The following is a 17906-nucleotide window of genomic DNA, read 5'->3' on the forward strand; positions in this document are numbered from 1 at the left end:
GGGCAGATCCTCAGAGGACTTTGCGATCTTCACGGGCCATCTTTTCCAGCTTCTGGCGAATGCGCTGGCGCTTGAGCGGGGACAGGTAATCCACGAACAACTTGCCCATCAGGTGGTCCATCTCGTGCTGGATACAGATGGCGAGCAGGTCGTCCGCTTCCAGCTCGAACGGTTTGCCGTGGCGATCCAGAGCGCGGATCTTGATCTGCTCAGCGCGCGGTACCAGAGCGCGGCTGCCAGGCACGGAGAGACAACCCTCTTCAATGCCGGTGCTGCCACACTGGGAGATCACTTCCGGATTGATCAATACCAGAGGATCTTCACGGTTTTCAGAGACATCGATCACTATGATGCGTTGATGAATATCCACCTGCGTTGCGGCCAGGCCAATGCCTTCCTCCGCATACATGGTTTCGAACATATCATCTACAATTTGTTGTAACTCGGGTGTAAAGGTCTCGACAGGGGCTGCGATAGTACGCAGACGCTCATCGGGAAAACGCAATACATCTAGAATGGCCATAGTTTTTTCTTTAGTTTCGTATAAATGCAGTCAATATTGGCGTAATTCTAGTCATTTACGCCGACAAAAAACAGCAACACTTTGCGCGCAGAGGTAACAGGGAGTGTTATGTATCTGAAGCAAACCATCCTCACCTGCCTGCTGGTGACCATGAGCCAAGCTGCTCTGGCCGATCAGCTGAGGTTGAAAGCGGGTTATCCCGAAAGCTATGTAGTGCAAAAAGGCGATACCCTGTGGGATATCTCCGGCAAATATCTCTCTGAGCCATGGCTGTGGCCCCGGCTCTGGAACATCAATCCACAGATTGCCAATCCGCACTGGATCTACCCAGGGGACGTGCTGCACCTGAGCTGGGTCAATGGTGAGCCCCGGCTGGGCAAAGCGATGCAGGGGGACAAACAGGTCATCCGTCTCGGCCCGAAAACCCGTTATGAGAGCAAGGCAAATCCTATCCCTACTCTGCCCTTCAGCGAGATAGGTCCCTTTTTGCAGACGGACCATATTTTGGCCGACAGTCAGCAGCAGAAAATGCTGCCCTATTTGCTGGGTTCCGACGAAAAGCACATTGGAATGCTTGAGGGGGACACCCTCTATGTGCAGGGAGCTCTGATACCGGGCAAGATGTATGGCATCTATCATCCCGGGGTGGTCTACAAGGATCGCGAGACAGGTGAGCTTTTGGGTCAGGAGGCCATCTTTGCAGGCGTGGTGCGTGCGGTAGCGCTGCTGGATGGTGATCGGACCGAAGTGACTCTCACCCACAACCAGCGTGAAGTATTGCAAGGTGACAAGATTATGGAGCTGCCCCCTCAGGAGAACATGCCTGCGGTTTTCATGCCCAAGGCTGCCCCGGCGATTACCCCTGGCTACATCATCGACTTGCCGAGCAAAGCCAGGGGAGGGGGCAAGTTTGATGTGGTCTTGATTAACAAAGGCGCTAGGGATCAACTCTCCGCGGGCGATGTGCTCGATGTTCGGCGTCCGGGGGTTGCGCTGGTCACCAAGAATGGTGCAGTGCAATACAAGGAGTTCTCCTCTGTCTACGACAAGGTGTTCTACAGTAGTGGCAACCAGAAGGCACCACTGCCCTCTGAAGCTATTGCCCGCGTCATGTTGTTCAAGGTGTATGACAAGCTGAGTTATGGCCTCATCATGCAGAGCAAGGACATGGTGAGCTCGGGTTATCAGGTCACTCACTTCTGACGTGAACTACCCCGATGAGCGCTTGGCGCTCTGGTTAACCCTCAATGCGGTTACCGGAATCGGCCCTGTAACCGCAGTTCGACTGCTGGAGCAGAGCGGTGGTTCGATTGATGCCCTGTTTCAGAGCGATGAAGCGCAACTGTATGGTATGGGGCTGTCGTCAGAGCAGGTCAGGCAACTGCGCTGGCCCTCGCCGGTGGTTGAGCAGAGCCTGGCTTGGGCCGCTTTGCCTGACAATATCCTTATTCCGCAAGATCACCCGATTTATCCACCCTTGTTGCGGGAAATTCCCGCAGCTCCCCTGTTGCTCTACTGTCGTGGCGATCTTGCTGCGCTGTCGCTACCCCAGCTGGCAATGGTGGGGACACGCCATCCTACCTATGCAGGTAAAGATAATGCCTCCCGCCTCTGTAGCGAGCTGGTTGGATGCGGGTTAGCCATCACCTCGGGTCTTGCGCTCGGTATCGATGGTGTTTGCCATCACCAAGCGCTGGCTTGTGGCGGTATCACCCTTGCCGTGTTGGGTTCCGGGCTGGATTGCCTCTACCCCAAACGCCACCAGGGGCTGGCAGGCCAGATTCTGGAGAGCGGTGGCTTGCTTATCTCCGAGCTGGCACCGGATAAAGGACCGCTGGCTGAACATTTTCCTCGTCGCAACCGTATTATCAGTGGTCTGTCGCTGGGAACTCTGGTGGTGGAGGCGACCGAGCAGAGCGGTTCGCTGATCACCGCCCGTTATGCGCTTGAGCAGGGGCGCGAAGTGTTTGCGGTACCCGGTGCCCTGCAAAACGCCCAGGCGATAGGGTGCAACAGATTAATTCAGCAGGGGGCCAAACTTGTGCTGAGTGCGGCCGATATAGTGGAAGAGCTGCCAGAGTGGATCGCACGGCCACATCCGTCGGTCATACCATCTGAGCAACCGCATAATAGCGAATTGCCTTATGCCGATTTGTTGGATAACGTAGATTATGAGACCACGAGCGTGGATACCGTTGCCGAGCGGGCCCAGCTTCCTGTCGAAGTGGTATTGGGCAGGTTGGTAGAGCTGGAGCTGGCCGGTGCAGTGATGGCGGTAGCCGGTGGATACGTCAGAGCGAGGAGGGCGAATCATGTTTGATGTATTGATGTACCTTTTCGAGACCTACATCCACAGCGATGCAGATGTGATGGTCGAGCAGGATGAGCTCACCGACGAGTTGAGCCGGGCCGGTTTCGATAAAGAAGAGATCGACAAGGCGCTCGACTGGCTGGAGCGGCTGGCCAATCTGCACGACAGCGAGCGGGAGGTCTATGTCACCGCCAGCGCGCAAGGCTCGATGCGTATCTATGCTCCGCAAGAGCTAGCACGCCTCAGCACCGAGTGCCGCGGCTTCCTGCTATTTCTGGAACAGGCCCAGGTACTGAATGCCGAAACCCGCGAGATCTGTATCGAGCGTCTGCTCGAGTTGGACAAACCGGATATCGAGCTGGATGACCTGAAGTGGGTCGTCATGATGGTGCTGTTCAACGTACCGGGCAGTGAAAATGCCTACCAGCAGATGGAAGAGCTGGTGTTTGATGAGTCAGACGGCGTCATTCACTGACAGTCCGGTGCCGCGCTGGTAGAATTCAGGCCATCTGGATTTCAAGGCGCGGCCCATGTCAAAAATCGATCATCACCTCTTTTCAGCCCACGAACATGCCTTCGAGCGCGAGCCGTGCCCGCAGTGCGGGGCCGAGCTGGTGATCCGCCAGGGCAAACATGGCCCCTTTCTCGGCTGTTCTGCCTATCCTGCCTGTGATTACATTCGCTCCCTGACGCCATCCGGCCGCGACATCGAAAAGGTGCTCGAAGGCTCTGCCTGTCCCGATTGCGGACAGCCGCTGGCGATCAAGAAGGGGCGTTACGGTCTGTTTGTCGGCTGCACTCAGTATCCGGCCTGTCAGCACATCGAATCCCTGCAGGAGAGCGATGATACCCAGATCCTCTGCCCCGAGTGCGGCAAGGGTCATCTGGTGAGCCGGACCTCCCGCTACGGCAAGCAATTTTACTCCTGTGATGGCTATCCCCATTGCAAATATGTGGTGAACTACAAGCCGATCCCCATGCCTTGTCCCGCGTGTGGTTGGGGCATCATGGTCGAGAAAAAAGTGAGGGGAACGCTGCGTTGGGTCTGTCCGCAAAAGAAATGCGGCCACCAAAGTGAGCAGGTATAATCCCGCCGCCGCAACCGGATTGAAACGTTTTCGGTGAACTTCACCCCCCCACTTGGAGTAAGGAAATTCCCACCATGAATAAACCCTTTGTTGCCGTATTGATGGGCTCTGATTCTGATTTCCCCGTGATGCAGAGCACCCTCGAGGTGCTCAAGTCATTTGATATCGCAGTGGAAGTCAAAGTCACCTCCGCGCACCGCACGCCGGCTGCGACCCATCAGTATGTGACCGATGCCGAGGCCCGTGGCTGCAAGGTCTTTATCTGTGCTGCCGGTCTGGCTGCGCACCTGGCGGGTGCCGTAGCCGGCATCACGACTCGTCCTGTGATCGGGGTGCCCATCGATGGTGGCTCGCTCAAGGGGCTGGATGCGCTGCTCTCCACCGTGCAGATGCCGGGTGGTGTACCGGTGGCGACCGTGGCGATCGGCAAAGCCGGTGCCAAGAACGCAGGTTATCTGGCAGCCCAGATGCTGGCAGTAGCCGATGATGAACTGGCAGCCAAGGTTCGGGCCGAACGCCAGAAGAATGCCGAAGAGGTGATGGCCAAGGATGCCGCCCTGCAGGCTCAACTCAAGTAAGTGAACGGGTGGCGATCCGGATGTGTCGTATTTTTCCTGTGCTACAGCAAAACGTCACTTTGTTGTGGTCGCCGCCGTATGGATTCAACTTGCTACTAAGTGACGAGGCGGCAGCCTGGCTGCCGCATTTTTCCTATGCCAAATGAATTTGAACAGGCGGTTGCCGCCCTCCAGCAGGAAGGGGTGATTGCCTATGCGACCGAGGCTGTGTTTGGTCTGGGTTGTGATCCCGACTCCGAAGTGGCGGTGCAGCGACTGCTGGCCATCAAACAGCGTCCGGTAGAGAAAGGGTTGATCCTGATTGCTGCCGACGTGGCGCAATTGCAGGATTACATCGATCTGAGTCAGCTTAGTGGTGAGCAACAGGCTCTGGTTGAAGCCAGCTGGCCCGGTCCTTTTACCTGGATCATGCCTGCCCGTGCAACGACGCCGGCCTGGCTGACCGGGCAGTTCGAGACCATCGCGGTACGCGTGACGGCTCATCCTCAGGTGCAGGCGCTGTGTCGCGCCTTTGGCAAGCCGCTGGTCTCTACCAGCGCCAACCTGACCGGTGAGGAGCCTGCCCGTCGGGTGGCTGATATCGGTGAGCGGCTGGCAAGCAAGTTAGCCTATATCCTGCCCGGTGAAGTGGGTGGTCAAGCTAACCCATCCGAGATCAAGGACGCCCGAACCGGCGCCATTATTCGCCCCTCCTGAGCAGGCGGATACGTCATGATTTGCTATCAATCCGCTGAGCGGTGAGCTCATCGGATTGATTTAACTATAAAAATGGACAGGGCGTTCACGATCCTGCCTGACTGGAGACAAGATGAGCAAACCGGATGTGGCCCAGGTCAAGGCCTTCCTGTTGCAGTTGCAGGACGAGATCTGCCGTGGTCTGGAGCAGGCCGATGGCAGTGGACACTTTGTGGAAGATGCCTGGAGCCGTGAAGGCGGTGGTGGCGGACGCACCCGCGTGCTGCGCCACGGCGCGGTGATCGAGCAGGGGGGCGTCAACTTCTCCCATGTGTATGGCGATGCCATGCCTGCCTCTGCTACAGCACATCGGCCAGAGTTGGCCGGTCGCAAGTTCGAGGCGATGGGCGTGTCGCTGGTGATCCATCCGCACAACCCCTATGTGCCGACCAGCCACGCCAACGTCCGTTTCTTCATCGCCGAGAAGGAAGGCGAAGAGCCCATTTGGTGGTTTGGCGGTGGCTTCGATTTGACGCCCTTCTATCCGTTTGCCGAGGATGTCCAGCACTGGCATCAGGTCTCCCGTGATCTCTGCCAGCCGTTCGGTGATGAGATCTACCCCGAGTTCAAATCCTGGTGCGATCGCTACTTCTTCCTCAAGCACCGCAACGAGACGCGAGGGGTGGGCGGCCTCTTCTTCGACGATCTGAATCGCTGGCCTTTTGCCGACTGCTTTGCCTTTATGCAGGCGGTAGGTCGGGGATATCTTGATGCTTACCTGCCGATCATCGAACGACGCAAGGCGCTGCCCTATGGCGAGCGGGAGCGGGAGTTCCAGCTCTATCGTCGCGGCCGTTATGTGGAGTTCAATCTGGTGTATGACCGTGGCACCCTGTTCGGGCTGCAGACCGGCGGACGTACCGAGTCGATCCTGATGTCGATGCCACCGCTGGCACGTTGGGAGTATGACTGGCAGCCGGAGGCGGGCACTCCTGAAGCCTTGCTCTACACCGATTACCTCACGCCGCGAGAGTGGCTGTGACCAGAGGGACCATGATGGTCCCTTTTTACTGGCCGTTATTCGGCTTGTTCCCGAGTGCGAAAACCCGTTAAATCGGAATATTGCCCTCTGATGGAACTCTTTGATGGATCGTTATCTGGTTTTTGGCCACCCGGTGCGCCACAGCAAGTCCCCCTTCATTCACACCCTGTTTGCCAGACAAACCCAGCAAGAGCTGGAGTATGGGCTGGCTGAACCCGCCGTCGACGAGTTTGCCCAAGCCCTGCGCACCTTCTTTGCCCAAGGGGGCAAGGGATGCAATGTCACCGTTCCCTTCAAGGAGCAGGCATTCACTCTGGTCGATCGCTTGAGCCCGAGGGCCAAGCGGGCGGGTGCGGTCAATACCATCAAGCTGACCGATGATGGCGTGTTGCTGGGGGATAATACCGATGGCGCCGGATTGGTCGCCGATCTCAAGTCCCATGGTGTGACGCTGGCGGATAGCCGGATCCTGCTGCTGGGTGCCGGTGGCGCTGCTCGCGGTGCATTGGCGCCGCTGCTGGCTGAGTTGCCGAGCGAGCTGGTGATCGCCAACCGTACCCACACAAAAGCGCAACAGTTGGCTGCCGAATTCCACGATCTGGGGCCTGTGACTGCTCAGACCTATGAGCAGTTGGCAGGGCCATTCGATCTCGTCATCAACTCTACCTCCGCCAGCCTGCAAGGAGAGCTGCCGCCGTTGGCCCCAGCCCTGATCCACACTGATATTGCCATCTACGACATGATGTATGGCGCCTCGGATACGGCTTTTATCAGTTGGGCCAAACAGCATGGGGCTCGTCAAACCATGGATGGACTCGGCATGCTGGTGGAACAGGCCGCCGAAGCGTTTACCGTGTGGCGCGGAATTCGTCCCGGGACTAAACAGGTATTGAGAGAGTTGAAGCGTAACTTGGGGGTGATATGAACCAGGGTATTCTGTTTCCCGACCTGATGGAGTGGCAGGCTGACGAACAGCGGGTGCGTTTTCCTGCCCAGCAGATGGGGGCGCTGATAGATTGTTACATCAGCCATCGGCGACTGGAGAGAATGACAGGTCTGGCGCTGACGAGAGAGGATGACATCGTCAGAGCCTTCGAAAGTGTACGTTTTGATATTGAAGACATGGCTGAAAAACTCATTGAAGAACAAGAGTTTGCTGAGGATGGCGCTATCTACCTCTGATTTTTTAAAGTTTTTTTGTTTTGTAGCGGAACTACTTTGAAATGGCGCTGACTAACTAGATAGTTGAGGAAGTGCTAGCTAGTCACCTTTATAACTCCCCGGTATTCGTACTGGGGATTTTTTTATCTATATGAAAATAAAAGATTTTTTCTTAATCTGTAAGTTGTGAAACTAAATTACATAAATTACTTTCACTTTCTGCTGCTTTGCTGTACAGTTGTCTGCGTAGGGTACAGAGGTAAGATGTTCTATCTTTCAGACCTTTTATTTCACGTAATTGAATGTGGCTGAATAGCTGCCCCGATGAGGTTCTCGTCGGGGTGTTTTTTTATGCGCATCATTTAGAGTAAATGCTTTAAATTGGCGATGCATTTGATAGAATGAGGCTGCTTCTTGAGGAATACCTGTCGTCTGGTACTCAAGATTCAGCTTCTTCCCAATTTTTTGAACTTATTATTTCAGGCTGGATGGCATCACTGTCGTCCGGCCTCATTTTTATCCCTTTCGGTTAGGTTTTGTAATTAAATTTCATTTTTGTCTCTTTTTGTAATTATTGTTCGTTTTGAAAGAACGAATTTGAAAACGCTATCAACGCCTACTTAAGTTAATTATTTATGTGAATTAACTGCCTATCTATATGAACTGTAAGCGGTAATGGATATAGCAAGGGAGCTGAATACGGGGTGTTTGTCGTGAGGCAGGTGAAAGCGACAATCTGAAACCCTTTCAATCAGCGGAGGAGTGCTCCGCCAATTGCAAGGAGAGCGAGGAGTAGATTACTCCTCGGCAGGTTGCTGTTCGTCAGCGTTCAGCAGGTCGGTATCGTCACCACTGACGTACCATTCGGTCAGGGTTTGCGCCAGCTTCTCCACACCGATATTGGTGAGGGAGGAGAACGCTTCGACCTGGATCTGGGAACCGAGGTTGGCAACGGCCTGGCGCACCTTGATCACCTGGTTGTTGCGCGGGCCGGGGCTCAGTTTGTCAGCCTTGGTCAGCAGTAGCATGACGGGCAGCTGACGGTGCGAGCTCCACTCCAGCATGTTCATGTCGGTATCTTTGAGCGGATGGCGGATGTCCATCAGGATCACCAGACCTTTCAATGACTCACGGCGCTGCAGATACTCTGCCAGTGACTTTTGCCACTTGAGCTTCATTTCCAGCGGAACTTGCGCATAACCATAACCCGGCAAGTCGACCAGACGCTTGCCCGGTTCCAGCTCAAACAGGTTGATCAGCTGGGTACGACCGGGTGTCTTACTGGTGCGCGCCAGGTTCTTGTGTTTGGTTAAGGTGTTCAATGCAGATGACTTACCGGCGTTGGAACGGCCGGCAAACGCGATCTCGACACCCCCATCATTTGGCAGGTGACGGATGTCGGGTGCGCTGGTCACAAAATGCACCTTATTGAAATTCAGAGTTTGTGTTTCCAACGTAAATTCCCCATGGAGATAGAGGGTTATAGAGTTACTTTTTTGTAAAATGGTGTAAAATAGCGTCGCTTAAACGCGTTTATTTTAACATGCCTTCAGCGGCATGGGATCTGGAAGCCTAATAACGAAAAGTTGGAACGCCATGAAGAACCTAGTCATTACTCTTGCTCTGATGGTTGGCGTAACGGGGATGGCACAAGCCAAGGGCGATGCCGCTGCGGGACAGACCAAGGCTGCCGTTTGTGCGGCTTGTCATGGACCGGACGGAAACAGCCTGGTTGATATGTACCCCAAAATTGCTGGTCAGCACGCATCATATATCAAAAAGCAGTTAGTTGAACTGAAGGCTGCCGCTTCTGGTCAAATTGGCCGGGTTGCGCCAGTGATGGGGCCGATGGCGTTACCTTTGTCGGAACAGGACATGGATGACCTGGCGGCTTATTTCTCCAGCCTGAAGGTTACCCCTATCGCTGTCCCTGACGACGTGGTCGAAGCGGGCAAGGCTCTCTATATGGGTGGTGACATGAGTCGCGGTCTGGCAGCTTGTACGGCTTGCCATGGTCCTCGTGGCTCGGGTGTCGAACAGGCGAAGTATCCCAACCTGTCCGGCCAGCATCCTGCCTATATCAAGGCTCAGCTCACCGCATTCCGTGCCGGGACGCGTGACAACGATCCGAATGGCATGATGCGGGATGTTGCCAAGAAACTGACTGATCAGGATATCGAAGCCCTCTCCAAATATGTGGCGGGTCTGCACTGATATAGTCGATACGGTCGATTTGAGTTGAAACGGGGAGCCTGGGCTCCCTGTTGTTTTTATGGCTTTCAGATAATTCTCGGTTTAATCCCCCCGTTCTGTAAGAGATCTCCCATTCTCAAGGCAGGCCAAGGCTCATAAAATTGCATAAAATATTAAATAATCATTATTTATCAGTGAATTATATAAATATTGATATTTTTCGACATGTTGAGAATGTTTTGAGTGGATTGAGCCGCTTTATAGAGTTGGTACAGTAGGCTTAATGGATTCACCCACGGATTGGGTGACGGTTTCACGACAGGGTGTTGTGAGCAGAGGATGGCTGGCGTGGCGGGATGCCATGGGCTCGGATGAGCTGGCAAAGGATTGAAGGATCAGGATGGTGACCATCTCCGGAGCGGGATGGGGTTGCGGGATGCAGACTCCCCGGCACGATGGCAGGATGCGGTCGAGACGGGTCAAACAGGCACACGCACATTCAGGAACGACCAATATAAGGTCAGGATGACCACACAACGATATGATGCGGCGACAAGTTGTCATGGAGAGGACGAAACAGACTGTTTTGCCATTCAGGATGGCGCACGCATGAACATATCAAGGCAGCTTCGGCTGCCTTTTTTCTTTTGGGTCATTAACCCGATTAGCCATTCTGTGTCAAAATACCAGCAACATGCCCAGAGGATACCGATCCTGCGGTGTTCAGTGGCCTGATTGGGCCTGATTGGTGCGGGATCCTGCTCTTGTTCCAGCCTTACTGTTCCTCGCATCGTATCCCACCGGGTGAAATCATCCCGGGTACGGGTCAAACCAGTTATTTTCGGAGTTAGCCATTCATGTCTGCCAAACAACCCACTCGCAAGCCTACTGGCAAGCGCAAAGAATCTGATGTCAGTGCTCAAGAAGGCCGTGAGCGTAAACGGGCTGCCAAGCGCAAAGGCCTGAAGGCTGGTTCTCGTCAGCAAGTTGAACAGCCGAAGAGCAAGTCTGGCAACAGCCAGTCCAAAGATCCGCGTATCGGTTCCCGCAAGCCGGTGGTACTGGTGGTGGATGACAAACAGAAGAAGCCGACAGCCCCCAAGGCGGTGAAAGAGAAGAAGCTGGTGATGACGCCCGAGCAGGAACTGGCTTCTATCGAAAACGATGACCGCTTGAATGATCTGCTGGATCGTCTGGATGCCGGTGAAACCCTGGAAGCGGCCGAGCAGGCCTGGGTTGATCAGCGCGTCGACCGTTATCAGGAGCTGATGGATGAGCTGGGCATCATCGACAACGACGATGATGAAGATGATGATCTGCCGTTTGATGATGGCGATGACGCCGAGTTCGACGAGCAGAAACCAGCCTCCGAAGAGGAGTTGTGGGACCGTTTCAACCAGGTCGATTTCAAGCCGGAACCCAAGCCTGAGCCGAAGAAAAAGTGATGAGTGGATGGATGCTGGCCGCCCTGTTGGGCGGCCTGATTTTGTCAGGGTTGGCCATCTATGCAGGCATGCTGCTGGCCAGGCTGAGACGACAGCAAGCGATGCAGTGGCAGGCGATTACCGCTCGCAATGAACGAATTCTGGAGAGCGTGCGGGTCATTGCCCATGCGGTGCGGGAGGGGCAGTGCGATTACTCCGAAGGCGCCATTCGGCTGACCAATCTGCTGGATGCGTTGCAGATCAAGGGGGGGCGAGCGTTCGTTGCCGAGTTCCCGGGTCTGTACGGGCTGTATGAGAAGGTGAAAGATATGCCGACTCATGAAGCCAGACGTGCCCTCAAGCGCAATGAAGTGATGAAGATGGATCTCGAACGAAGCGGCTACGAGGCCGAGCTGGAGGCTCAGATCCTCAAGGATGTGGCCCAGCTGAAGGATTTTCAGTTAGGTCGGTGAGCCAACAATAACAACAAGAGAGGAAGCGAGCGTGCAAGCAGAACAGATTGTGTGGGATCAGGCCCTGATCGAAAAATATAACTACAGTGGCCCGCGATACACCTCTTATCCCACTGCGCTGGAGTTCAACGAGAGCTTCGGCTATCCGGATTTTGTCCGCGCAGCCGGCCAGTATCCCGAGCGCAATCTGTCGCTCTACGTGCATATCCCTTTCTGTCACAAGCTCTGCTACTACTGCGGCTGCAACAAGGTCATTACCCGTCATCAGCACAAGGCTGACGAGTATCTCGACTACCTGGAGCAGGAGATCAAGGCGCAAGCCCCGCTCTTCAAGCATCGTCTGGTTACCCAGCTGCACTGGGGGGGCGGTACACCCACCTATCTGGATGAAGCGCAAACGCGCCGTCTGATGGCCATGCTGCGTGAGCACTTCCATTTCGCCGAAGAGGGGGAGTTCAGCATCGAGGTCGATCCGCGTGAGATTGCCATTACCATGCTGGATGTGCTGCGAGACGTCGGCTTCAACCGCATCAGCCTTGGGGTGCAGGACTTCAACAAGGATGTGCAGGTTGCGGTCAACCGCGAGCAGGACAACGACTTTATTAAAGCCATGTTGGAACGGGCCAGAGAACTGGGTTTCCGCTCGACCAACCTCGACCTTATCTATGGCCTGCCGCATCAGGATCGTGCCAGCTTCCACCATACGTTGGAAGAGGTGCTCAAGACGGATCCGGCGCGCCTTTCCATCTTCAACTATGCCCACTTGCCGAGCCGCTTTGCCGCCCAGCGCAAGCTGAAAGAAGACGACATGCCTGCTCCGCAGGAGAAGCTGGCCATGCTGCAGGACACCATCGCCTTCCTCACTGGTCAGGGTTACCAGTTCATCGGCATGGACCATTTTGCCAAACCCGATGACGAGCTGGCGGTGGCGCAGCGCGAGGGCAAGCTGCACCGCAATTTCCAGGGCTATACCACTCAAGGTGATTGCGATCTGCTGGGGCTGGGGGTCTCCTCCATCAGCATGATCGGTGATGCCTACTCCCAGAACCAGAAAGAGCTCAAGACCTATTACGCACAGGTTGCAGAGCTGGGTCATGCCCAGTGGAAAGGCTGCTCGCTCAATCAGGATGACCTGATCCGCCGTGAGGTGATCAAGCGGCTTATCTGTGATTTCCGTCTGAACTTTGCGTCTGTCGAGCAGGCGCACGGTCTCAATTTCAGAGAGTATTTTGCCGACGATCTCAAGCTGCTGCAGACCTTCATCAACGATGGATTGGTGCGTATGACGGAGGATGGTCTGGAGGTATCCTCCACGGGGCAGCTGCTGATCCGCAATATCTGCATGTGTTTCGACGTGTACTTGCGCAACAAGGCGCGCCAGCAACAGTTCTCTCGCGTGATATAAGCTTGTTTGCCGATTAGAGAACAGAGAAGGGCGCTATCGTGGCGCCCCTTTCATATGTATTTTTGCTTAGGCTGCGGGTCGCGAAGGTTCTGGTAAGAAGTCTCTGCGCTGAGGCAAGCAATTGGGAATCAAGCAATGGTCGGTGAAACGCAGCTAAAAAGATGGGGGCGACTTGCGTCGCCCCCGGTAGTCGTATCGCTCAGATCCTTGAACGAAGTTGCTCCCTGCAATCCCTGACTGTTTACCTCTTCCTTTAGGTTTCCCCTTCCCAATCCTTTGGGGTGTCCTTTAGCCATCTTGGCCTGACGAGTCATCCTGTCCCGTCGCACTTTCTCCGTCCCGGGAGGTGTCCTTTACCACATCCTGTGGTGAGTCCATTTGCCCAACCCTGGCAGCCAGTCTTCCTGACCGACTTCATTGCGTCCGTGCATGAGTAACTATAAGGATTTTCTAACCAGCTACAACGCCAGATTGGAAAACGTTTTTGTTATTAACGCTTTCGAAAACGGTGTGTTTCTATTTATTCATTTATAAACATGGAGTTAAGTTAGTCGCCTTCATGTTTTAAGATCCTATCTTCCGATTATCTCGAGGATCTTTTCGGCTTTTGGCTTACATGTGGAATGGCGGATCTCTTACACGGAATTTTGGTTACTTTGGAAACAGATTCTGTGCTCTGATGGTGATCACCCAATGTGGGTGTGATGGCAGGAAAAGAGCAGTTAATGGGGTATTTATAGGTGCTGGTTGAGGCGCTCATAGATGGTCTGGCGCTCTTCAGGGGTGAGCGAAGAGAAGTAGTGGGTAAAGAGACGCAGTAGCAGGGACTTGTTCATGCCGTCTTGTTGGGTCAGATTACCCAGCTCATCGATGGCCACTGTACTCATGGAGAAGGTGGCTTTTTTGTAGCTGGGCTTCAGATGCTCACCACTCTCGATAAAGGCCAGTGCCGACAAGGCTTCATCCCTATGCAGAGTCAACTCAAGGCTGACCACCTTGGGTTTACCCTTGGCGTAGAACTCAGCATCTTCGATAAATTCATCGACAGTGAACTTCTTCTGGTGATGCAGCTGATGCTTTTTCTTCAGGTCCGCCAAGCCCATCTCATACCCCCACTTTCAGGAACTCTTTGGCGATGGCCCGGATCTCTTCGGCAGATTTGCCATCCGGTTCTATCTCCATCACCGATAATCCCTTTTCCTCACTATCGTCGTAGACGTTGCGGCCATAGGTGATGGAATTCAGTACGTCGACTCCGAACGAGGCACATACCTCTTTGGCCTCGAGAATCCGCTTTACCTGATTGGGCAAAGATGGACATTGGGTCAATACAACGGCTGCATTGAGGGTCGGATTGACCATCTTGCAGGTGGTGATCAGATCTTCCATGTGGGGTAGGGTCTTGAGGTCGCGGCGTTTCGGGCGCAAGGGGATCAGGGCGTGGGTGGCGACAGCCATGGTGGAGCGCAGTGCCCGGTTGTCTTGCCCGCCGCAATCGACGATGACGTAGTCATAGCGATTTTTCAGGCTAAGCAGATCGTTGCGAATATTGCCATAGAGCTGAACGCAGTTGATTTGTGGCAGATCCGGGTTGTCATTGCGTTCCTGAATCCAGTCCGAGGTAGTGCGTTGCGGGTCGCAGTCGACCAGTAACACCTCTCCCTGAAATTGGGATCTGAGGTAGACCGCCAGATTTTGCGCCAGGCAGCTCTTGCCACTGCCACCCTTCTCCCCACCGACCAACAAGATCATGACGTTCCCCTATCCATGAGAAAACCGTTGATTTCAGTATAGGAGGGGGTTGGCTCATCACAAGGCGAGAGGAGTGATGCTCCTCTCGTTCTGCAGGTTAATAGTGAACACTGCCGCCATGCCAGCGGCAGACATAGTCGGGCACCAGCATCTGGGGGGTCTTGTCGACATGGCATACCACCATGGGTATGGCAGGGGCTCCTTCAGCCTGACTGAGGGTGGGGAGCGCAGAGAGCAGCAAAGTCGCGAGCAACAGCATGGGTTTCATCTTCATAACAACTCCTTGGTAGTGCCATTCCTGTGTGATCCGGATCACTTTCTGAGTTAAGTCGAGGTTGGCGCCAGCGCAAGGTGAGGTGAATAAATTCAATTAATGAAAAAAGTATCAAAAGGCGTTGTGGTGACCGACGAGGATGGCTGCCCACCTTGATGCGGACTTTGTGCATATTAAGTTGAACCGCAAAAAGAGGTGGTGACTTATGAGGCTGGGCCTGATGGGGTTGGCATCAATGCCATGATCTGGAACAAGAAAAGATTTATGCAGTGAATGTGGTCGATGTGAGTATTTATTTCTCCCGCGTTCCTCTCGTTACGGCGATGTATTCAATACACAGGTAGTAATATTCAGATATTATTTTAGTTGTCGCCCATTTCATTGTTTTTTAATGTTTTTTTGTTTTTTTTTTTAATCTTTCCAGTGAGTTGGCATGAATAAAAGTTGAATCAACCTGAAATATATCGGGGTGATTTTGCATGAAGATTCAGGGTTTGCTGGGAGGAAAATGCGTAAATTGCTACTGGAGTCATAGATTGAAAGGTGAATATATTCAGTTCAAAGCGAATGTGATCAATGTCTAAGTTTGTCGTGATTCGCAGGGCTAACCTCGGTCTCGAAAGGCAAGGGCAGGATAGAACATAAGCCGATTACCCTACATAAAGAATATCCCGCCTTAGCCACGAGCATGAATAGAAGGAATCTATTCAATCACTCGCAGGGACCACTGCTAGACGGAATATAATCATGAGCAAATTTTATGTAGGTTCTGAAGTTGGCCAATTGCGCCGTGTCATGTTGCACCGCCCCAACCTCAGTCTGAAGCGTCTGACTCCTTCCAACTGCCAGGATCTGCTGTTCGATGACGTCCTGTCTGTTGAACGTGCCGGTCAGGAGCACGACAAATTCGCTCAGGTACTGCGCGATCAGAATGTCGAAGTTTTCCTGCTGACCAATCTGCTGGCGGAAACCCTGGATGTGCCGGAAGCCAAAACCTGGCTGCTGCAACATCAGGTCTCCGACTATCGCCTCGGCTCTTCTTTTGCCAACGACGTGCGCTGCTTCCTGGCTGACATGCCGCATCGCGAATTGGCCCGCATTCTCTCCGGCGGCCTGACTTACTCCGAGATGCCCTACAGCGGTGTCAACATGGTAGTGGGCATGCACGCTCCGACCGATTTCATCATCGAGCCGCTGCCCAACCACCTCTTTACCCGTGACACCTCCTGCTGGGTTTATGGCGGCGTCTCCATCAACCCGATGGCCAAGCCGGCTCGTCGCCGCGAAACCAACCATGTGAAGGCCATCTACCGCTGGCACCCGATGTTTGCCGGTCAGGACTTCATCAAGTACTTCGGTGACGAGGAGCGTGACTACGACAACTCCACTATCGAGGGTGGCGACGTACTGGTGATCGGCCGCGGTGCCGTGCTGATCGGTATGTCCGAGCGCACCACCCCGCAAGGTGTCGAGCATCTGGCTCGCAGCCTGTTCAAACACGGTCAGGCTAAACAGGTCATCGCCATGGAGCTGCCGAAGCACCGCAGTTGCATGCATCTCGATACCGTCATGACCCATATGGATGTCGATACTTTCTCCGTCTATCCGGAAGTCATCCGCAAGGACGTGCAGTGCTGGAGCCTGACTCCGGGCGGCGCCACCGGCATGAACATCAAGGAAGAGGGTTACTTCGTCACCGCTATCGAGAAAGCACTGGGCGTGGATCAGCTGAAGATCATCACCACTGGCGGTGACAGCTTCGAAGCAGAACGCGAGCAGTGGAACGACGCCAACAACGTGCTAACCGTACGTCCCGGCGTGGTGGTGGGTTACGAGCGCAATACCTACACCAACGAGAAATATGACAAAGCCGGTATCACAGTTCTCTCCATCCCGGGTGATGAACTGGGCCGTGGCCGCGGCGGCGCCCGCTGCATGAGCTGCCCGATGGAACGCGACAGCATCTGATGAGACGGCGTGGCGCCGGCAGAAGCTGGCGCCACACAGAACCAAACTCGAGATTAACCACTATGAAAAAACCAACTGTCGTCGTCGCTCTGGGTGGCAATGCACTGCTCCGTCGTGGTGAGCCACTGGAAGCGGATATCCAGCGCAAGAACATCGCAACTGCCGCCAAGACCATCGCCCTGATCGCTCAGGAGTACAACGTGGTGCTGGTGCATGGCAACGGCCCGCAAGTCGGCCTGCTGGCTCTGCAAAACAGCGCCTACACCAAGGTATCCCCTTATCCGCTGGATGTGCTGGGTGCCGAGTCCCAGGGCATGATCGGCTACATGCTGATCCAGGAGCTGAAAAACCTGATGCCGAGCCGCAATGTCACCGCGCTGCTGACTCAGGTGCAGGTTGATCCCAAGGATCCGGCGTTTGCCAATCCGACCAAATTTATCGGCCCCGTCTACGAAGAGGCTGAAGCCCGCACCCTGGCAGAAGAGAAGCACTGGGTGGTCAAGGCTGACGGCAAGTTCTTCCGCCGCGTAGTGCCCTCCCCGCTGCCCCAGCGCATCGTTGAAGGCGACGCCATCGAAACTCTGATTGCCCAGGGCCACCTCATCATCTGTACCGGTGGTGGTGGCATCCCTGTGACCTGGGATGGCCAGAGCCTGACCGGTATCGAAGCCGTCATCGACAAGGACATGTCTGCCGCCTACCTGGCCAAGCAGATCAAGGCCGACGCCCTGCTGATCCTGACTGATGCCGATGCCGTCTATCTGGATTGGGGTAAACCGACCCAGCGTCCGCTGCGAGTCACCAGCCCGGACGAGCTGGCCGGAGTCAAGTTCGACGCAGGTTCCATGGGACCGAAAGTCGAAGCCTCTTGTGAATTTGTCAAAGCGACCGGCGGCATGGTCGGCATCGGCTCTCTGGAAGATGGCCTCGCCATCCTCAAGGGGGAAGCCGGCACCAATATCGTCGCCACCCGCACCGTACATGCGTAATTACCGATATCTGTACTGAGAATGCGTAGTCAACACTACTGCCCGAACTG

Annotated in this window: 20 protein-coding genes; 15 read left to right on the forward strand and 5 right to left on the reverse strand. The window is 54.6% G+C overall.

The genetic code is table 11. The annotated features are described in order from the left end of the window. Positions 1-10: 10 nt before the first annotated feature. A complete protein-coding gene (gene def, locus G5137_RS17690; RefSeq protein WP_216952294.1) occupies positions 11-523 on the reverse strand; it encodes a peptide deformylase in 513 nt (170 codons plus the stop codon). A 108-nt stretch (positions 524-631) separates the two neighbouring features. On the opposite strand from def, the gene G5137_RS17695 reads away from it, so the two are divergent. The 9 genes from G5137_RS17695 to G5137_RS17735 all read left to right on the forward strand — a co-directional run bounded on the left by G5137_RS17695 (position 632) and on the right by G5137_RS17735 (position 7399). Then, positions 632-1726 carry a LysM peptidoglycan-binding domain-containing protein gene (locus tag G5137_RS17695; RefSeq protein WP_421255737.1) on the forward strand — a complete coding sequence of 365 codons (1095 nt, stop codon included), beginning with the start codon at positions 632-634 and terminating at the stop codon, positions 1724-1726. A gap of 1 nt (position 1727) precedes the next feature. Continuing rightward, positions 1728-2843: a DNA-processing protein DprA gene (gene dprA / locus G5137_RS17700; protein ID WP_421255738.1), complete on the forward strand. Its 1116-nt coding sequence runs from the start codon at positions 1728-1730 to the stop codon at positions 2841-2843. Continuing rightward, a complete protein-coding gene (locus G5137_RS17705) occupies positions 2836-3309 on the forward strand; it encodes a DUF494 family protein (RefSeq protein WP_005339699.1) in 474 nt (157 codons plus the stop codon). Before dprA ends, G5137_RS17705 begins: the two co-directional genes overlap by 8 nt. A 55-nt stretch (positions 3310-3364) precedes the next feature. Continuing rightward, complete coding sequence (locus tag G5137_RS17710; protein ID WP_421255739.1) at positions 3365-3922, forward strand: topoisomerase DNA-binding C4 zinc finger domain-containing protein; 558 nt, start codon at positions 3365-3367, stop codon at positions 3920-3922. A 74-nt stretch (positions 3923-3996) separates the two neighbouring features. Beyond that, a complete protein-coding gene (gene purE, locus G5137_RS17715) occupies positions 3997-4500 on the forward strand; it encodes a 5-(carboxyamino)imidazole ribonucleotide mutase (RefSeq protein WP_421255740.1) in 504 nt (167 codons plus the stop codon). A 135-nt stretch (positions 4501-4635) separates the two neighbouring features. Further along, positions 4636-5196: an L-threonylcarbamoyladenylate synthase gene (locus tag G5137_RS17720; protein ID WP_421255741.1), complete on the forward strand. Its 561-nt coding sequence runs from the start codon at positions 4636-4638 to the stop codon at positions 5194-5196. A gap of 112 nt (positions 5197-5308) precedes the next feature. Continuing rightward, positions 5309-6217, forward strand: a complete 909-nt coding sequence (gene hemF / locus G5137_RS17725; RefSeq protein ID WP_005357520.1) for an oxygen-dependent coproporphyrinogen oxidase — start codon at positions 5309-5311, stop codon at positions 6215-6217. Between the two features lie 103 nt (positions 6218-6320). After that, complete coding sequence (aroE, locus tag G5137_RS17730; protein ID WP_270905537.1) at positions 6321-7142, forward strand: shikimate dehydrogenase; 822 nt, start codon at positions 6321-6323, stop codon at positions 7140-7142. Then, entirely contained in the window at positions 7139-7399 is a 261-nt protein-coding gene (locus G5137_RS17735) for a DUF1488 domain-containing protein (protein WP_005357522.1), read from the forward strand. The genes aroE and G5137_RS17735 overlap by 4 nt, the downstream gene beginning before the upstream one ends. Before the next feature lie 776 nt (positions 7400-8175). Here the strand turns inward: G5137_RS17735 and yihA are convergent. Further along, positions 8176-8832 (reverse strand): ribosome biogenesis GTP-binding protein YihA/YsxC, encoded by a 657-nt coding sequence (gene yihA, locus G5137_RS17740; RefSeq protein WP_216952281.1) that lies wholly within the window; start codon positions 8830-8832, stop codon positions 8176-8178. A gap of 142 nt (positions 8833-8974) precedes the next feature. On the opposite strand from yihA, the gene G5137_RS17745 reads away from it, so the two are divergent. From G5137_RS17745 to hemN, 4 genes are all read left to right on the forward strand, one after another. Beyond that, complete coding sequence (locus G5137_RS17745; RefSeq protein ID WP_005339710.1) at positions 8975-9592, forward strand: c-type cytochrome; 618 nt, start codon at positions 8975-8977, stop codon at positions 9590-9592. A gap of 836 nt (positions 9593-10428) precedes the next feature. After that, on the forward strand, positions 10429-11016 hold the full coding sequence (gene yihI, locus G5137_RS17750; RefSeq protein ID WP_421206328.1) for a Der GTPase-activating protein YihI: 588 nt from the start codon (positions 10429-10431) through the stop codon (positions 11014-11016). 11 nt (positions 11017-11027) lie between these two features. Further along, positions 11028-11468, forward strand: a complete 441-nt coding sequence (locus G5137_RS17755) for a DUF2489 domain-containing protein (RefSeq protein WP_216954465.1) — start codon at positions 11028-11030, stop codon at positions 11466-11468. Positions 11469-11499: 31 nt separating this feature from the next. After that, complete coding sequence (gene hemN, locus G5137_RS17760) at positions 11500-12873, forward strand: oxygen-independent coproporphyrinogen III oxidase (protein WP_204384669.1); 1374 nt, start codon at positions 11500-11502, stop codon at positions 12871-12873. A 734-nt stretch (positions 12874-13607) separates the two neighbouring features. On the opposite strand, the gene G5137_RS17765 is transcribed toward hemN, so the two are convergent. The 3 genes from G5137_RS17765 to G5137_RS17775 form a co-directional block, all read right to left on the reverse strand. Further along, positions 13608-13976 (reverse strand): CopG family transcriptional regulator, encoded by a 369-nt coding sequence (locus tag G5137_RS17765; protein WP_421206330.1) that lies wholly within the window; start codon positions 13974-13976, stop codon positions 13608-13610. A 1-nt stretch (position 13977) separates the two neighbouring features. Beyond that, a complete protein-coding gene (locus G5137_RS17770; protein WP_216952274.1) occupies positions 13978-14625 on the reverse strand; it encodes an AAA family ATPase in 648 nt (215 codons plus the stop codon). Between the two features lie 97 nt (positions 14626-14722). Beyond that, entirely contained in the window at positions 14723-14899 is a 177-nt protein-coding gene (locus tag G5137_RS17775) for a hypothetical protein (protein WP_216952272.1), read from the reverse strand. A 747-nt stretch (positions 14900-15646) separates the two neighbouring features. Here G5137_RS17775 and arcA point away from each other — a divergent pair. Then, positions 15647-16867 (forward strand): arginine deiminase, encoded by a 1221-nt coding sequence (arcA, locus tag G5137_RS17780; protein ID WP_043850716.1) that lies wholly within the window; start codon positions 15647-15649, stop codon positions 16865-16867. Positions 16868-16929: 62 nt separating this feature from the next. Further along, complete coding sequence (gene arcC / locus G5137_RS17785; protein WP_005339719.1) at positions 16930-17856, forward strand: carbamate kinase; 927 nt, start codon at positions 16930-16932, stop codon at positions 17854-17856. Positions 17857-17906 lie beyond the last annotated feature (50 nt).

The organism is Aeromonas sp. 600282, assembly GCF_049175755.1.
Taxonomy (GTDB): Bacteria; Pseudomonadota; Gammaproteobacteria; order Enterobacterales; family Aeromonadaceae; genus Aeromonas; species Aeromonas veronii_A.

Excerpts from the sequence above, each read along its gene's own strand:
- yihI (WP_421206328.1), top strand. The coding sequence starts at position 10,429 with ATGTCTGCCAAACAACCCACTCGCAAGCCTACTGGCAAGCGCAAAGAA.
- G5137_RS17755 (WP_216954465.1), top strand. The coding sequence starts at position 11,028 with ATGCTGGCCGCCCTGTTGGGCGGCCTGATTTTGTCAGGGTTGGCCATC.
- G5137_RS17745 (WP_005339710.1), top strand. The coding sequence starts at position 8,975 with ATGAAGAACCTAGTCATTACTCTTGCTCTGATGGTTGGCGTAACGGGG.
- G5137_RS17770 (WP_216952274.1), bottom strand. The coding sequence starts at position 14,625 with ATGATCTTGTTGGTCGGTGGGGAGAAGGGTGGCAGTGGCAAGAGCTGC.
- G5137_RS17695 (WP_421255737.1), top strand. The coding sequence starts at position 632 with ATGTATCTGAAGCAAACCATCCTCACCTGCCTGCTGGTGACCATGAGC.
- purE (WP_421255740.1), top strand. The coding sequence starts at position 3,997 with ATGAATAAACCCTTTGTTGCCGTATTGATGGGCTCTGATTCTGATTTC.
- G5137_RS17775 (WP_216952272.1), bottom strand. The coding sequence starts at position 14,899 with ATGAAGATGAAACCCATGCTGTTGCTCGCGACTTTGCTGCTCTCTGCG.
- G5137_RS17720 (WP_421255741.1), top strand. The coding sequence starts at position 4,636 with ATGCCAAATGAATTTGAACAGGCGGTTGCCGCCCTCCAGCAGGAAGGG.
- G5137_RS17765 (WP_421206330.1), bottom strand. The coding sequence starts at position 13,976 with ATGGGCTTGGCGGACCTGAAGAAAAAGCATCAGCTGCATCACCAGAAG.
- G5137_RS17735 (WP_005357522.1), top strand. The coding sequence starts at position 7,139 with ATGAACCAGGGTATTCTGTTTCCCGACCTGATGGAGTGGCAGGCTGAC.
- G5137_RS17705 (WP_005339699.1), top strand. The coding sequence starts at position 2,836 with ATGTTTGATGTATTGATGTACCTTTTCGAGACCTACATCCACAGCGAT.
- def (WP_216952294.1), bottom strand. The coding sequence starts at position 523 with ATGGCCATTCTAGATGTATTGCGTTTTCCCGATGAGCGTCTGCGTACT.
- hemF (WP_005357520.1), top strand. The coding sequence starts at position 5,309 with ATGAGCAAACCGGATGTGGCCCAGGTCAAGGCCTTCCTGTTGCAGTTG.
- arcA (WP_043850716.1), top strand. The coding sequence starts at position 15,647 with ATGAGCAAATTTTATGTAGGTTCTGAAGTTGGCCAATTGCGCCGTGTC.
- arcC (WP_005339719.1), top strand. The coding sequence starts at position 16,930 with ATGAAAAAACCAACTGTCGTCGTCGCTCTGGGTGGCAATGCACTGCTC.
- G5137_RS17710 (WP_421255739.1), top strand. The coding sequence starts at position 3,365 with ATGTCAAAAATCGATCATCACCTCTTTTCAGCCCACGAACATGCCTTC.
- aroE (WP_270905537.1), top strand. The coding sequence starts at position 6,321 with ATGGATCGTTATCTGGTTTTTGGCCACCCGGTGCGCCACAGCAAGTCC.